Annotated in this window: 14 protein-coding genes; 6 read left to right on the forward strand and 8 right to left on the reverse strand. The window is 43.4% G+C overall.

Going from position 1 to position 16483, the window contains the following annotated elements:
- Positions 1 to 119 precede the first annotated feature (119 nt).
- Complete coding sequence (locus C3B73_RS08140) at positions 120 to 1313, reverse strand: phosphoglycerate kinase (protein ID WP_103665108.1); 1194 nt, start codon at positions 1311 to 1313, stop codon at positions 120 to 122.
- 155 nt (positions 1314 to 1468) lie between these two features.
- Between C3B73_RS08140 and C3B73_RS08145 the strand changes: the two genes are divergently transcribed.
- Genes C3B73_RS08145 through C3B73_RS08160 form a run of 4 tightly spaced genes read left to right on the forward strand, consistent with a single transcriptional unit; the run spans position 1469 to position 4068 of the window.
- Entirely contained in the window at positions 1469 to 2629 is a 1161-nt protein-coding gene (locus tag C3B73_RS08145; protein WP_103665109.1) for a cysteine desulfurase family protein, read from the forward strand.
- Positions 2629 to 3183 (forward strand): LOG family protein, encoded by a 555-nt coding sequence (locus C3B73_RS08150; protein ID WP_103665110.1) that lies wholly within the window; start codon positions 2629 to 2631, stop codon positions 3181 to 3183. Before C3B73_RS08145 ends, C3B73_RS08150 begins: the two co-directional genes overlap by 1 nt.
- 40 nt (positions 3184 to 3223) lie before the next feature.
- Positions 3224 to 3583 carry a DUF1499 domain-containing protein gene (locus C3B73_RS08155; RefSeq protein ID WP_103665111.1) on the forward strand — a complete coding sequence of 120 codons (360 nt, stop codon included), beginning with the start codon at positions 3224 to 3226 and terminating at the stop codon, positions 3581 to 3583.
- A 44-nt stretch (positions 3584 to 3627) separates the two neighbouring features.
- Entirely contained in the window at positions 3628 to 4068 is a 441-nt protein-coding gene (locus C3B73_RS08160; protein ID WP_103665112.1) for a cytochrome B, read from the forward strand.
- 68 nt (positions 4069 to 4136) lie between these two features.
- On the opposite strand, the gene C3B73_RS08165 is transcribed toward C3B73_RS08160, so the two are convergent.
- Positions 4137 to 5903 carry a sodium:solute symporter family protein gene (locus tag C3B73_RS08165; RefSeq protein WP_103665351.1) on the reverse strand — a complete coding sequence of 589 codons (1767 nt, stop codon included), beginning with the start codon at positions 5901 to 5903 and terminating at the stop codon, positions 4137 to 4139.
- A 2-nt stretch (positions 5904 to 5905) separates the two neighbouring features.
- The gene (locus tag C3B73_RS08170) at positions 5906 to 6163 is read right to left on the reverse strand and encodes a DUF4212 domain-containing protein (protein WP_103665113.1); all 258 of its coding nucleotides are present in this window, start codon (positions 6161 to 6163) and stop codon (positions 5906 to 5908) included.
- Positions 6164 to 6286: 123 nt separating this feature from the next.
- Between C3B73_RS08170 and C3B73_RS08175 the strand changes: the two genes are divergently transcribed.
- Entirely contained in the window at positions 6287 to 7171 is an 885-nt protein-coding gene (locus tag C3B73_RS08175) for an aldo/keto reductase (RefSeq protein WP_103665114.1), read from the forward strand.
- 53 nt (positions 7172 to 7224) lie between these two features.
- Positions 7225 to 8376 carry a ribonuclease D gene (locus tag C3B73_RS08180; protein ID WP_103665115.1) on the forward strand — a complete coding sequence of 384 codons (1152 nt, stop codon included), beginning with the start codon at positions 7225 to 7227 and terminating at the stop codon, positions 8374 to 8376.
- Positions 8377 to 8532: 156 nt separating this feature from the next.
- On the opposite strand, the gene C3B73_RS08185 is transcribed toward C3B73_RS08180, so the two are convergent.
- The 5 genes from C3B73_RS08185 to C3B73_RS08205 form a co-directional block, all read right to left on the reverse strand.
- Positions 8533 to 9540, reverse strand: coding sequence for a cation diffusion facilitator family transporter (locus tag C3B73_RS08185; protein WP_103665116.1), 1008 nt, complete (start codon positions 9538 to 9540; stop codon positions 8533 to 8535).
- A gap of 31 nt (positions 9541 to 9571) precedes the next feature.
- Positions 9572 to 10189 (reverse strand): inorganic pyrophosphatase, encoded by a 618-nt coding sequence (locus C3B73_RS08190; protein ID WP_103665117.1) that lies wholly within the window; start codon positions 10187 to 10189, stop codon positions 9572 to 9574.
- 87 nt (positions 10190 to 10276) lie between these two features.
- Positions 10277 to 11887: a calcineurin-like phosphoesterase C-terminal domain-containing protein gene (locus C3B73_RS08195; protein ID WP_103665118.1), complete on the reverse strand. Its 1611-nt coding sequence runs from the start codon at positions 11885 to 11887 to the stop codon at positions 10277 to 10279.
- 312 nt (positions 11888 to 12199) lie between these two features.
- Complete coding sequence (locus tag C3B73_RS08200; RefSeq protein ID WP_103665119.1) at positions 12200 to 14443, reverse strand: Ig-like domain-containing protein; 2244 nt, start codon at positions 14441 to 14443, stop codon at positions 12200 to 12202.
- A gap of 559 nt (positions 14444 to 15002) precedes the next feature.
- Positions 15003 to 16295 (reverse strand): ferredoxin reductase family protein, encoded by a 1293-nt coding sequence (locus C3B73_RS08205; protein WP_103665120.1) that lies wholly within the window; start codon positions 16293 to 16295, stop codon positions 15003 to 15005.
- Positions 16296 to 16483: the final 188 nt, after the last annotated feature.

The raw sequence follows: 16483 nt of genomic DNA on the forward strand, positions 1-16483 counted from the left end.
TGATGCTAATTCTTTTAATGATTTCACATTACTGATTAGAACTTTAGTAATCAAGAACTAAAAAGGCCAGACATTATGCCTGGCCTTATCGCTAATTAATTCAGTGTTGAAAAAATAGATCATTTATCCGTCAACGAAGCTACACCGGGTAGTTCCTTACCTTCAAGATATTCAAGGCTCGCCCCTCCCCCGGTTGAAACATGAGATACCTTATCCATTAATCCGGCGGCTTTGATCGCAGCAGCTGAGTCACCCCCTCCAATAATGGTAGTGGCACCAAATTTGGTTGCATCAGCAAGAGCTTCTGCCACGGCAAAGGTGCCATCAGCAAAGTTCTCCAACTCAAAAACACCCATTGGACCGTTCCAAACTACAGTTTTAGCTCCTTTGATCACATTACCAAAGGCTAAAGCAGACTGGGGACCAATATCGAGGGCCATCCAGCCATCTTCAATACCATCCTCATCCACTACCTTATGTTCGGCATCGTTTTTAAATTCTTTAGCTACCACAGAGTCCATAGGCAGCATAAATTTAACTCCGGCTTTTTCTGCTTTTTCCAGTAATTCTTTAGCCAGTTCTACTTTGTCTTCTTCCACTAATGAATTTCCAATTGGCCAGCCTTTGGCTTTGTAAAAGGTGTAGGTCATCCCCCCTCCCACAATGATCGTATCCACTTTGGAGAGCAGGTTTTCGATCACTCCGATCTTGTCTGATACCTTGGCCCCACCCAGGATCGCTACAAAAGGCCGTTCCGGATCATTGATACTTTCTTCCAGATACTTGATCTCTTTTTCCAGAAGATAACCGGATACCGCAGGTTGTAAATATCGCGTCACCCCGGCAACTGAAGCATGGGCTCTGTGAGAACTCCCAAATGCATCATTCACAAACAGATCTCCATGTGCTGCCAGTTTTTTACTGAAATCCTCATCATTCTTTTTCTCTTCCGGGTGGAACCGAACATTTTCAAGAACCACTACGTCTCCGAAATCAGCCTTACTGATCACAGAATCAGCTTGTTCACCAATACAATCTTCAGCAAAATGCACATCTGCGTCGATGAGTGTTGCAAGATGGTCTGCCGCAGGCTTGAGTGAAAATTCAGGATCGAATTCACCGGCAGGTCGGCCTAAATGGCTTGTCAATATCAACAGCCCTCCGTTTTCGATCACATGTTTAATGGATGGCAAAGCCTGAACAATACGGTTATCATCGGTGATCTTTCCATTTTCGATCGGCACGTTGAAATCCACGCGCATCAGCACTTTTTTACCTTTTACTTCGACGTCGTTGAGAGTGAGTTTAGCCATGAGTTGTTTGGTCATTTAAAGTTAACTTTGCGTCTTAAGGTACCAAGTTCTCATCATGAAATGAAGTTTTCATGAACCTTGATTACTCCCTGTTTTTCACCGTCAATTTGAATATTTTTAGCGCACTGAATTTTAATCTGAAATCATCTGAATAAATGAAAACGGTTTACTTCGATCACGCGGCTACCACCCCATTAGATGAGCGGGTTTTAGAGGCCATGATGCCCTATCTGAAAGAAAACTATGGGAATCCAAACTCAGCCCATCACCTGGGACAAAAGACCAAAGTAGTGATTGAAGATGCCCGTGAAAAGGTAGCATCCCTGATCGGTGCGGAACCTTCGGAGATCGTATTTACCAGTGGCGGAACGGAAAGCGATAATGCTGTGATCAAAGGCGCATTAGCTGTTTCAGGAAATAAAAAAGAAGTGATTACTTCAGAGATCGAACACCATGCAGTGCTTCACACGGTGGAAATGGAAAAGATGCGGGGGATCAAACCGGTGTTTGCCAAGCCTGATGCAACGGGTAAGATAACCGCCGATGCCGTTCGTGAGGCCATCAACGAAAACACCGCTTTGGTAAGCCTGATGCACGTTAATAATGAGATAGGCACCATCAACCCACTTTCAGAAATTGCTGAGGTTTGCCGTGAATTTGATGTACCCTTTCACTCCGATACCGTGCAGAGTCTGGGTAAACTTCCCGTGGATGTAAGGGAGCTGGGAATCGATTTCCTCAGTGGCAGTGCACATAAGATTTACGGCCCCAAAGGTACCGGTATCATGTATGTCAAAAACGGGGCCCGCTGGGTGCCATGGATGATCGGCGGTTCACAGGAAAGAAGACGACGGGGTGGTACCCTGAATGTGCCGGGCATTGTTGGTTTTACCAAAGCTCTTGAACTGGCTATCGAAGAAATGGACAATCATACCGCTCGTTTTACAAAACTCAGATCTCTGCTGCTGGAACAACTCAGGGAGAAATTGTCCGTTAAGGTTACCGTAAACGGACCTCAGGACAACGGCGTACCACATATCCTAAATCTCTCCTTCAGTGATGCTGACAACAAACATATTGACGGTGAGATGTTGTTGCTGAACCTTGATATTGAAGGTATTTGCGTCTCAAACGGTTCTGCCTGTACATCCGGAGCGGTTGAACCTTCTCACGTGCTTGCGGGAATCGGAATGGAGCCAAATCTGGCAAATTCCAGCATCAGGGTCAGCCTTGGTAAACAAAATACTGAAGAAGACATCACCTATTTGGTGGATAAGCTTGATGCTGTTCTTGATCGAATGTTCACCATAGCCTGATGAAAAAACATATCTGTATTTATTGTGGCTCCCGAAAAGGTAACTACCCAAAGTTTCCTGAGGTTGCCATGGAAGCCGGTCGTGAGATCGCCCGGCGGGATTGGGGTATTGTTTATGGCGGTGGACGAGTAGGTATTATGGGTGAAGTAGCCAACGCAGCCCTGACCGAAGGCGGTGATGTGATCGGAGTGATACCAACCCAACTGAAAGAAAGAGAAGTAGCCCATAAAGGCCTGACCGACCTTCATGAAACACAGGACATGCATACCCGAAAAGCATTGATGGAATCCCTGTCAGATGCATTCCTCGTACTTCCCGGTGGATTCGGAACCCTGGATGAATTTTTTGAGATCCTGACCTGGCGTCAGCTTGGTATCCACAACAAACCAATTTTCATCATTAACACAGACGGATACTTTGACGGTCTGCTTCAATTCACAAAGAAAGCGGTCAGTCATGATTTTATTCATAAAGAAAGTCTATCTCTCTTCACAGTATGCGAAGATGTAGGATCATTCATGAAACAGATGGAACGATTTTTTGAACTGAATTGATTTTTTAGCCAAAAACAGATCACCCCAAAGCTGATTGAATATGGCCGGAAACATCAATCATAATCCGCTTCCACAGTGCCCGGATTCACCGAATTGTATTCGAACAGAAATCACTTTTGAGGCCGGTGTGGAAATGATTTTTGAACACCTCTCACAGATCTTTGAAGACGATGCCTTTGAATTCGAGGTGAAGGACCCCAGGCGCATTGAATTACATGCCGTTTATCGAATTCCGGTGTTTGGCTTTAAGGATGATGTAAACGTGATCCTCGATGAAAAAGAAGGGAAAACCGTGGTTTACATACGCAGTGCAAGTCGGCTTGGAGAGTATGATCTGGGAGTGAATAAACGCAGAGTCAAAAAGATCTTCCGCAAACTGAACGATAAGATTAAGAAGTAATACTTCCCTATATTCATTTAAAATTTTAACTCAATATACAGCATATGTACAACGGCTTATTACACGCTCACTCAGGACTAAGATGGATCTTACTGGTACTGATCGTTTGGGCGATCATCAAAGCAATTTCAGGGTGGACAGGTCAAAAAGAATACCAAAAGTCAGACCGACTCTCAGCATTATTAGCCCTGATTTTTACGCATATTCAATTACTTATTGGCTTAGGGCTTTATTTCATGAGTCCTAAAGTATCGTTTGAATCGGGCGTCATGGAGAGTTCCGTACTTCGGTTCTACACCGTTGAACATATCACGATGATGATCGTGGCTATAGCACTGATCACCTTTGGATTCAGCTCTGCTAAACGAATGGAGGCCTCGCTTGCCAAACACAAACGAGTGGCTATCACATACGGCATTGGTTTACTGATCATGATCGCATCCATCCCATGGCCATTCCGTGGATTGGGTGCCGGCTGGTTCTAATTCGAATGTTTGATCTGCGATATTAAGGATAAGCTCCTGCCAACACAGCAGGAGCTTTTTTTTACTAATTACTGGGGGTATCTGATCTCCTCCACCATATTCTGCACTTCCTCAGGCGGTTCCGGAAAGATCATTCCCACAGCAAATGAAACCGTCAGGTTAAGCAACATTCCAAGCGTTCCGATTCCCTCCGGTGAAATTCCAAACCACCAATATTCCGGGGTGTTGTATTCAGGAAAAGCAATCTTGAAGAAAACCACATAAGCGAGGGTAAACAATAATCCGGCGATCATGCCGGCTATGGCTCCCTGCAGGTTCATCTTCTTGTAAAAGATCCCCAGAATGATAGCAGGGAAAAAAGATGCAGCTGCGAGCCCAAAGGCAATGGCCACCACCTCAGCAACAAAACCCGGGGGATTGATACCAAAATATCCGGCAACCAACACAGCACCTGCTGCAGAAATCCTGGCCCACATCAATTCACTCTTATCCGAAATATCCGTTTTGATCTGTTTTTTAATGAGATCGTGAGATACGGCTGTGGATATAACCAGTAAAAGTCCGGCCGCCGTTGATAAAGCTGCAGCAAGTCCACCGGCGGCTACCAACCCCGCCACCCATGCCGGTAAATTGGCGATCTCAGGATTGGCTAATACCATGATGTCGCGATCCACATAAAGTTCGTTGGGGCCGGAAGTTACAGAGTTATTGACCTTCACCTCACCATGGTTTCCCCGAATGATCTCCCCCGCCTCATTTCTCTGGATCTCCGGTAATCCCTCAATGGCTGCCCCGGGAGCGTAGGTAATGATCCCATTCTCATCTTTATCGACCCAGGTCAATAACGCCGTTTCTTCCCAGGTACCAAACCATTCCGGCATTTCGGTATAGGCTTCTTCATTCACGGTCTCCATCAGGTTATACTTGGCAAATGCCGCTATGGCCGGAGCCGTAGTGTATAGAATGGCGATAAAGATAAGGGCATAACCAACGGATATCCTGGCATCCCGAACTTTAGGTACCGTGAAAAATCTTACAATAACATGTGGAAGACCTGCCGTTCCGATCATCAGGGCCGCTGTGATAAAGAATACATCCTGCATACTTTTGGTGCCGCTTGTGTAGGCTGCAAATCCAAGTTCGGTATGCAGCTCATCCAGTTTTTCAAGGAGGAATTGTCCGCTTCCGTCGGCAAGGGTTGAACCGAATCCAAGCTGAGGTATAGGGTTACCGGTCAGCTGAAATGAGATAAAAAAGGCCGGCACCATGAAGGCGAATATAAGCACACAATATTGAGCAACCTGCGTGTAGGTGATGCCTTTCATTCCGCCAAGAACGGCGTAGAAAAAAACAATACCCATCCCGATCAAAACACCGATATCGATATTCACTTCCAAAAATTTGGAGAACACCAATCCCACTCCCCTCATCTGCCCGGCTACATACGTAAATGAAACAATGACTGCACAGATAACTGCAATGGTTCTGGCGAAATTGGAGTAGTAACGATCTCCTATAAAATCAGGGATGGTAAACTTACCAAACTTCCTTAGGTACGGCGCCAACAGTAGCGCCAGTAAAACGTAACCTCCGGTCCATCCCATCAGGTACACGGCCCCGTCATAGCCCATGAATGATATCAGTCCGGCCATGGATAAAAAGGATGCCGCAGACATCCAGTCGGCAGCTGTGGCCATACCGTTTGTAAGTGGACTTACATGAGCCCCTGCAATATAAAAATCGCTGGTGGATGCCGCCTTAGCCCAGATCGCAACTCCAATATAAATGGCGAAGGTCAGTCCGACTAAAATATAGGTCCATAGTTGCACATCCATGATCAATCCTCCCGCACGTTAAACTGCTGATCCAGCTTGTTCATCAGATACACATACACAAAAATGAGCACCACAAAGGTATAAATGGATCCCTGTTGAGCAAACCAGAATCCCAGTTTAAATCCTCCAACCTGTATCTCATTCAGGGCGGGAGCAAGCAGGATCCCGAACCCATACGATACGATGAACCAAATGCTGAGAAGGATGCCCAGATACTTTAGATTCTTCTTCCAATAACCTTTTAAATCCCTTTCTGACATTCGTTTGTGACCTCCATAGGTTTTTATTTCGGATAAGTATGCATCATTTGGAGCAATGAATCAAATCAGGAATCTTTCTGAAAATCATATGTTTATATTACTGAATACAAACAGATAAGTACTATGAAGCAAAACACATTAGGCACCTCGAATATTGAAGTCAGCGAGATCTCATTCGGGTGTATGTCGCTCGAGCTGCAAAAGGGTCAGCAGTATGTAAATAACCTGCTCCGCAAAGCTTTTGATGGTGGTATCAATTTCTTCGATACGGCAGACCTTTACGATCAGGGAATGAACGAGGAAATGGTGGGCACCGCTTTGGCACCCTTCCGCGATGAGGTTTTTATCTCAACAAAAGTTGGGAATGAATGGCGGGAAGATGGCTCAGGTTGGGACTGGAATCCCTCTAAAGAACATATCCTGAACGGTGTAAATGAAAGCCTGCGACGGTTACAGACCGATCATATTGATCTGTATATGCTACATGGAGGAACCATTGACGATCCCATTGATGAAGCCATTGAGGCTTTCGAGTCTCTAAAGAAACAAGGTAAGATAAGAGCTTATGGGATCTCCTCGATCCGTCCCAATACCATCCGGGAATGGATAAAACGATCCAATATGGATGTGGTGATGATGCAGTACAGCTTACTCGATAGACGGCCTGAGGAGGAAGTTCTGGATCTGCTGGCTGACCATGATATCAGTGTGATCACGCGTGGAACCCTTGCTAAGGGCATGCTGATCGACAAGCCCGGTGAGGATTATCTGGGTTATACCGCTGAACAGGTTGAAAAGATGAGAAAAGTTTTGAAGCAAACCGATTCACCTATCAAAGCATCCATAGATTATGTACTTCAGCATCCGGCTGTAGCCTCCGCTGTTTTGGGAATTAGAACGGAAGCACAACTTGAAGAGATCCTGGATAGCCGACTTGATTCGGCTGAAACTGATCTAAACCAACTCTCAAATATCCTGAAGCCCAACTTATACGAAAAACACAGATAAACTACAGGTTTTGCTGAATTCTGATATCTTTAGCTAAAAATCAGATCCTATACATGAACATTCAATACATCGCAGATAACAGTGCCTTACAGGATGTGGTAAACGAGATCAGCAAGACTGATGAGTTTGCCATCGACCTGGAGTTTGACCGTAACCGATACCGCTACGGGTTCAATATGTGTTTGATGCAGGTGTATGATGGCAATGAGTGCTATGTCATAGACCCATTGAGCGGTGATATTGATATTCAGAATATTTTCCCGGTTATAGAGGATCCTGACATTCAAAAGGTGGTCTTCGCATTTGGAGAAGATCTCCGTCTCTTTCACTCCATGGGCTGTTTCCCAAAAAACCTGTATGATCTTGACGCAGTAACCAGTCTGCTGAATTTTCAACCGGCTTCCCTGACCAAACTTATCAAACAGGTACTCGATATCGAAGTCAACAGCAGTTCTCAGCAAAGTAACTGGTTCCGCCGGCCGTTAACAGACGATCAGCTTCATTATGCCGCAGATGATGTATTATATCTCCTTGAGTTCAAAAGAGAACTGAACCATATTGCGGAAGAACAGGGCATTCTGGAATGGATCCATCAGGAAAACAGGATCTTCAATCACCTGGATTACAGTGATGAGGATCACAATAACCTGATCAAAGACAAGGATAAAAACGACCTGAGCGTATATGAGTGGCACCTCTACTGCAAACTCATGGAATTTTTTGATGAGGTTGCCAGATCTTACAACAAACCGGTCTATCACCTTGCCGGTAAAAAGCTCATTCAGGATCTGGCTAAACACCCTGACAAGGCTAAGAATTGGGAACATACCAAAGGCATATTCGGAAGGATCAAAAACACAACTTTCAAAGAGAATCTACTGCAGGCCATAAAACAGGCTACCCGTGAAGCAAATGATAGGAACCTATCTAAAACGAAGAAAGCCTCATATAACATGAGTAAGGAAGATTACCTTGCCATGCGCAGGGAGCAAAGCCGGATCAACGACCTGAAAGACCGACTCATCAAACCTATACAAAACAAGATCGCAGAAGACTTCGGACCACATGCAAAATCGTTCATCCTTCCTAACCGATTGGCCAAAGAGATCGTAGCAGGTGAAACAGAGCTGATGCCCGACTATAAGATCCACTTACTGCGAAAATACTCGAATGAGCTACAGTTAGACCTCAGTGAATTTATCTGACCAATCACAATTCTGATCAAACCAGTTTTAACAAACAAATACCCCTGTAAGCTGAACGAAAGATGGCTTTGGTCATTCCCGTGAAAACGGGAATCCTATAGTTTAAACTATTACTACCCCCAAATTTTAGTATTTACCGATAAATGCTTTTTTCACCTATTCTTTTGGCAAATGGTGCTTTCCGTCTGATGCCACATTCTCAACCGTCCAGGTAATGGCTTCTTCAAACTCATGCTGCCTTACCTCACAATTCTCAACCTGACACAGCCGGCATGAAAATTCCATGCAGTAGTCTGTGTGAATAAATATCTCGATACGATTCCCAAATTTTTGAGTGATCAACTCCTCGATCTTATCCAGCTCAGCATGGGCTTCTTTGACAGTGAGATACCATGGTAGTGTAAGATGGCAATCCACATGCAGAATACGCCCATACTTGATGATTCGGAGATTGTGAAGGTCGATCCATTTAGGATCCCGGTGCTCCTGCAGATACTCGATCATTTCCTCCAGCAGATCTTCATCAGATTCATCCATGATACCGGCCACCGCCTGCCTGAGGATCCTCACTCCCATCCTGATGATCAGCAATGCAAAAATGATGGCTACCACGCCATCGAGCCATCCGATGCCTGTAAAACGAATAAAGATCAGCCCGGCAATAATACCGATGGTGGTGTAGGTATCCGTTTGCAAATGCTTTCCACTTGCCTGCAGGGCCAGCGAATCATTCCGTTTGCCGGTCTCTAATGCCCAATAGCCAAAGGCATAGTTTACAGCTGCTGAAATAGCTACCAGTATGATACCCAGATCCAGGCTACGCAGCGGCTCAGGATCGATGAAGCTTTTGATGGCTTCCATGATGATCAACAATCCCGCCACCGTGATCAATGCGCCTTCTATGCCGGCTGAAATGAACTCAACTTTGCCATGACCATATGGGTGATTGGAATCTTTAGGCTTAGCTGAAAGCGTGAGGCTATACAACCCAATAAACCCACTTATCACATTGACGATACTTTCAAGCCCATCCGTCAGTACCGCAACGGAACCGGTAAAATACCAGGCGGCCATTTTGAGGACGAACAACACCACAGCCACCAGTACAATGAATTTTTGTACCCGGATGTTTTCTCTTCCTTTGCTAACTGAGGTTGAATCCAAGTGATCAGTTCCTTTCTATACCGGCTCTTTTTTATTCCCCAAACATGGTTTCGTAATCACGCATCGAGGCTTCTATGACTTTATAGGCATGCTTTGCATCAAAGATCCCCTCTACATAGACATCACTGGTTTCCTTTCCTGGAATTAGTTTATACGTCCCAAAATAATGACGAAGTCGCTCTATCAATACCGGAGGCAGATCATTCACATCCTCCACCCCTTTGTAGTAAATGTCATTATCGAGTACCGAAATGATCTTATCATCCGCCTCATCATGATCCACCATATGCAATCCGCCGATCACCCGGGCACTCAGGATCACCTCATTCCGGTCAATGGGACGCTCGCTTAATACACAGATATCCAGGGGATCACCATCTCCTTTTACTTCTTGTTTGGACAGTTTCCCAACCTCATCCCCACAATAGGTTCTGGGGATAAAACCATACAGTGATGGTGGCAGGGACGAACTCCGCTGAGGACGATCAACCCGCATGTATCCGGTCTTCTTATCCACCTCATATTTGATGGTATCGAATGGAGTGAGCTCTATAAAAGCATTCACTGTTTCAGGTGGGTTTGAGCCGACTTCCAGTCCATGCCACGGGTGAGGTCTCCATCTAAAGAAAGGATTGGGAAAATTTGCCATAATGTTCTGATCTTATTCAGGTTTGAAGCATCAATGTAAAAGTAATGACGGAGAATTGCTTTCGCTTAAAGCAGTTTCTGAACTTTATTACCTGGCGTAAGTCGGTTCAACCACATCGTAGGAAAACTGATCTTCAAATACTCTTCCAAACATATCCGTGACACGAATCTTGATGGTGTGCCTACCAATTGAAACGTTATTGGGCACATTCATCTTCCATAGGTGATCTGACTCTACAGGATTGGAAGGTCTTCGACCCTGCTCAGGCATGGCATCCATCGTATCCCATTTTTGTCGCAGGTTCGCCACAAACGGATCCTGTTCAGCAACACGATTCATGGTTCTCCATTCGGCATCACTGCCCTGTAATTTGTATTCAACCTTTGTGTATTCATTCCCAAGATAAAAGTTGACGTACAACTGGGCTCCGTGCCATCGGTTTTGGGGAACGACTTTTGGTCCCCATAAACTCATTCGGTCATCTTCATCCGCATTAGCCACCTTATAATCAATGGTGAAGTCATTGCCGCTGATATTCAGGATCGCATATCCGTTTGGAGTACCATCTCTCATCAGGGTTTCCGGAATGCCCCGCTCATCGAACTCTCCCGACCACCAATCTCCCCCGGTAGTGCCTACATTATAGTGCATGTGTGGATGCAGTCTCTGCCACCTTTCATCAACATCAAAGAAATGAAAGCGCTGCAGGTGGGTATGAGCCGATAGCGACAGGGTATTCGGATAATCTTTCAACAACTCAAACAGACGGCTCCGGTCCTCGATACGGAAGGTTTGATCCGCTGTATTTGGGGTGAATATCGGAATGTGAAAAGCGATCACGATCAGTTTATCCTTTGGGACATGCTGCAGGTCATTTTCGATGAACCTGAGTTGTTTGGAAGTAAGCCCACCAATATAGCCCGAACGGTTATCGGTTCTGGGATAAACCACATCATCCAGGATGATAAAGTGAGCATTACCGTGATCAAACGAGTAGGTAGCCGGACCAAAGGTCGCCTCAAAGGTTTCATCTGCCAATGAATCCGCATCTACATCAAAATTCATATCATGATTTCCGTACACATTGAACCATGGGATTTCGATCCGGGTAATTGATTCATTATAGGGTTCAAAAAGATCGAGGTCGTCCCCGACGATGTCCCCCAGCGTGATGCCGAATTCATAGCCTTCAGCTCCTTCCAGTTCATTGACGATATCGCGGTCAAAGAAATCCACTTCCTGCCGGTTATAGGGCTGTGGGTCCCCAAATAAAAGTACTTTAAAGTCATCGCCAAACTCACTTTTATGTAACGGAAAGTTCAGGCTTGCAGGTAATGGTCCCGTCGGTTCAACTCCTTTGAATTCAAGATCCGGGGAACCATTTGGTTTATGAATGTAGTAGAACTGAGGCTGATTCAATCGGTTCAACGGAAATTCATACCCTGCCGGTTTGATCACGAATACCGTGGCATCATTCTCGTCAATGGTGAGTGAATACCGCCCATCTTTATTGGTCAGCACAACCTCTTCCCCATTGGAAACCCCAATATTATTAAGGGTTCTTTCACCCTGATCTAATGATCCATTGCGATTTTTGTCCTCAAAAACCACACCGCTTGCCGTAAGCTGAGCATATGCGGTCTGCGAAAAAGTTAAAAAGCCAACGCACAGGAGGAGTACAAAAGTTCGAAAGGTCATTGTCTCAAAGATTGATTCCGGATTGATCGAAAACTTAATTAATTGAAGCGGAAAAATCTTGCTGAGTGGATTAATGTATTGTTATGAAATAGAAAACCCCGGGTATAGTACCGGGGTTTAATCCTCTGTCGTTGTAAGCTGAGGTAGAATCCGGCAATTGAATTGATTGCCGACAAATTGCCCTTAATAGCTAAGATCCTTCTCCGCCAACCGGCGGATCAGGATGACTCATTTTTCCTGTTCGTTCTCGTCTATACTCGTTTCCAACCACCCGGTTGGGAACGCCCGCCCGGACCTCCCGGTCCGAGTGCTCTACTGCGACCTTACGTACGTTAGATCACCTAACTTAATTTTATTCTCATTAATAAAGATGATACTTCCTGTCTCTGTTTCACCATTGATTGTTGTAGTTATTTCATCACCATTACGGGTATAAGTACCACTGTCACCATACGAGGTATCTTTACTGGTATTTGGTTCATCACCTATAACAGTGCAGCTCTCTGTATCTATAGAAATGTTGTACAAAATTTCAGTGTAGGTGCCACTAAAACTCCAGGACGTTTCACCAATATCCAGGGTCTCCCAATTTATGGTCCACTCACCTGCAGGTATTCCACATGCTTGGTCATAAAAAATCACATACTGACCAATTGGAGTTCCATTTTCAAACGTATCTATTTCCCAGGTACCTGCAAAAGGATTTATCAGGTTAATCGTAACGGTTGCCACCTCTGATTCACCCATTGAGTTTGTTGCCATAAATGTGAACTGATCTATTCCTCCAGTCACAGTATTATTTGGTGAATACTCAAAAACTCCCAATGATGGATCTACTAACATTACTGATCCATGTACAGGTTGACTATTTATTACAAAACCTTGAGCATATTCAGATTGCAAAGTATCTGTAACTAAGGAATCAATCTTAACAGAAACTTCACTATCATAGGCTAATGGTAACGGATTTATCAGATTAACCGTAACGGTTGCCTCACCTGATTCACCCATGGAGTTAGTTGCAACAAATGAAAAAGAATCTTGCTCGCCTGTCGCTGTGTTATTTGGAGTATACTTAAACACACCAAGTGAGTCATCCAAAAAAGTAACCGTGCCCTGTTGTGGGTAACTTTTTAACACAAAAAATTGAGCATACTCTGATAACAATGTGTCAGTGACTGATGAATCGATCTCTACCGACACTTGACTATCATAGACTAAGGGTAACGGAGGGAAAAGCGTTGCTTCCTGATTCACAATAATTCCGTCACTTGATTCTAAACTAAACGTAAACTCTAGAGTTTCATTCGGATCTTCTTCTAAGAAAGAAAAAGTTAGGGTAGCAAGTGAATCTACACTTGTAATGGTTCCTTCGATATCAGAAGTGGAAATATTTTTAATGGTAAACAAACTTGGATCATTTTTCTCTTCAACCTCATATTCATGATAAATAATATCAATCCAGTCTTGCGGAATTAAATCGACAGCATAATCCATCAAGCCTTTCAATTCATCTAATGCTGCTTGCAATTCATTTGGAACAACATATTTCGTATTGATATATAAGTTTTTTTCTTTTCTGTGATAAAATTCGTTGATACTCGATTTGCTACTCTGGAATTTGAATTGATCTTCACCCATTAACCAAGATTCTGCTGCATTTATAGGATCTGTAACACATGATTGCCAAAAGACTGATAAGTCAGTCTTTAACATCTTTAGAGAACCATATAAGGAGGCTGTTCCAACGATAGCTGTTGCACCTCCAACTAATAATCCCCAACCAGTTGATGCTACTGTCCCCGATATTGAAATCAAATACAGAGACCCGGTTACCAAGCCAGCATCGAGAACAACTTCTCGTAATGCAACCCTACAATCTTCGATATCTGACTGTAATACATTGATTTTGCCTTGAGAAGAGTTATTTGTATCAGATATCAAATACGTACTAATTATTCTGGCAAACAACTGAATCTCTTCTTCTGAGTAATTACTTAGCTCTGATATAGTTACCTCTAAAGAATCCTTCGCATTAGTTAGGCGCTCTTTAAATTGCGCATCATCTGTTTGATCAATTAACAACTGCAAATCGTTACTTACTGATGATAAATAATTATTAGAATAGGAAACTGGGTTCTCTATTATCTCATACTCTTGTATCTCAAACGAAAGTACTTGTTCTTGCTCTTCTAATTCAAAGATCAAATCATGTTCACCGGTGCTTACTTCCGGTACGACAAAAACAAGTGTTTTACTCTCTGAGTCTTCCGTATTTAAATACAGAGAAACCGGTGTTCCATCTGATAATTCAGCACTGTATTCATCTTCATTTAACGAAGCATTTTCCACTGTAATAAGTTGAATTTCTCCCGGAGAAAAAAATGTATTATCACTATTAAAACTACTGGAAACCTGAGCTGGCGGTGGAGGTGTTGGATCTTCGGTATCATCCGAATTTGTTAATCCTCCCCCTTTCTTACAACCATATATTCCTACACTTAATGTGATCAGCAACAGCACCCCAAATGAAGTATGTAAATATCTATTTTCCATCCTTATTCATATTAATTGAAAATGAAACGCAATAAATTATACTGCAATTAATAAACGGCATTAAAGACGCGTATTTTTTTATTTATACACGATTAAACCGGATGAATATAATTTTCAATTACTATAAATCAAATTACAGGTTACATTAAATTATTTTTTTAACTTATTAAATAATAACTAAATATTTATTAATGCTATTTCCCTATTAAGATTAATTATTTTATATACTAAGAAGAGAATTTTTGTTATGTAATATTTAATAAACTACTAGAGCGCAGTAATTTACATAATATCTGACTTCTAAGTCCAAGCTCTTACAGACGAATTGAAAAGCACGAAATGATGAATAAGATCCATTTTCCAACATACTTTTACTAAGGCACTTACCCTCAGGATGTCTCATCCTGTTCGTTCTCGTCCATACTCGTTCCCAACCATCCGGTTGGGAATGCCTGCCCGGACCTCCCGGTCCGAGTGCATAACTATCTTGTTTCCTGTAAATGGTTAGATCCTTTGAGATGACTCATTCCCCATTTGAACACAATTGAGATATTAGTCCCTAAACAAAATCAAAGTCCTCAAAGTGGATCTTATCTTTAGGTATGTTCTTTGTCTTACACTCTCTTAATAGCTTTTCCCTCATTGCTTTTGGTCCACAAATAAAAACAGCTTTTTCCGCCAGCTCCGGGATCTCACAGGCGCTCAGAAAACCTTCCCTGTCTGCACAGATCAGATGCACCTTAAATTTCGTCGACCGTTCTTCGAACACTTTGAGCTCATCCAAATGAACAGCCTCTTTCTCAGTATCGACGCAGTAATACAGATCTACATTCACCTCCGAGGACTGATCTCTGAGATTCCTGACCCAGCTTAAAAATGGAGCAATACCCACACCACCCGCTATCCATACCTGATTAGTTATCTCATGCGTGAAATCAAACTGCCCATACGGCCCCTCAAGCAGGGCCGTGGTCCCTGTGTCTAACTTTTGGTACAGATCTCGGGTGTAGTCCCCAAGAGTTTTTACCATGATCTTAATTCGATTTTGATCCTGAGCACTGCAAACCGTGTAAGGATGAGACTCACGGGTTATATCGGGTGCTACAAAGGTGAAAAAGTAAAATTGGCCGGGTACAAATTTTACAGCCTTATCTGACTTCAGGGTGATTTCCATGACCTCTTCACTCAATCTGTCAATATTAGCCACCTGAAACCTATGTTTCTCTATGAAATATTCAAGGAGAAAGGATTTATAGATCCATGCTGATATGGCCGCTATAGATAACAAAAGCAGATATATAAACAGGGCCGGACTGGCAAATACAAGCTCTTCAAGGGTAAATACATGTAGGGCTCCAATAATGAACACCACTCCCATAAATTTGTGTGATAATTTCCATTTATCGTACGGGAGTTTAATGGCCAGTGTCACCAGCATGAGAATGATCAGTCCCCACAATGCCCAGCTGCCAAGATCGATGGCTATGCGCCGGTGCACCGGAAAGAAGTACCATAGTGCTTTTGAGATATCCTGAGGGATCCACCTCCCTGCAAGCAGTATCGGATGAAGTAGTAGTAAAAAGAATGCCACTTTTGCCATCTGATGATGGGTATGGTACATCTTATCCAGTCCCCCAAAGTACTGCTCCAGCCATTTGATCCTTGCAGCCAGAATAAATGTGATCGCGAAAAGAGAAAAACCAAGAAGTCCCGTTATTTGACTTGAATAGATAAAAAAGCCTTTGGCACTGTGTTTAACGGTCGTCTCAGGATACGCTGTAAGCCACAAAAGGAGGACCAACAGTGAGATGCCCCAAAATACCCGAGACCCAATATTTTTCTTATTGATCATCGTTTCAGAACCCTTGGATTAAGACCTTTAGTCAGTTAACAATCCGGATCTGTGATCGGCTACTTACCAAATATTGAACTGTAATTCTCGATTTTAATGACCCGGGAATAACATTCCGACTATACATTACAAATATGACTGTTGCTATGAATTTTTGATGAAGTTTTCCACAAACCTTACTGTGTAAG

It is taken from the genome of Gracilimonas amylolytica, assembly GCF_002911695.1.
GTDB lineage: Bacteria > Bacteroidota > Rhodothermia > Balneolales > Balneolaceae > Gracilimonas > Gracilimonas amylolytica.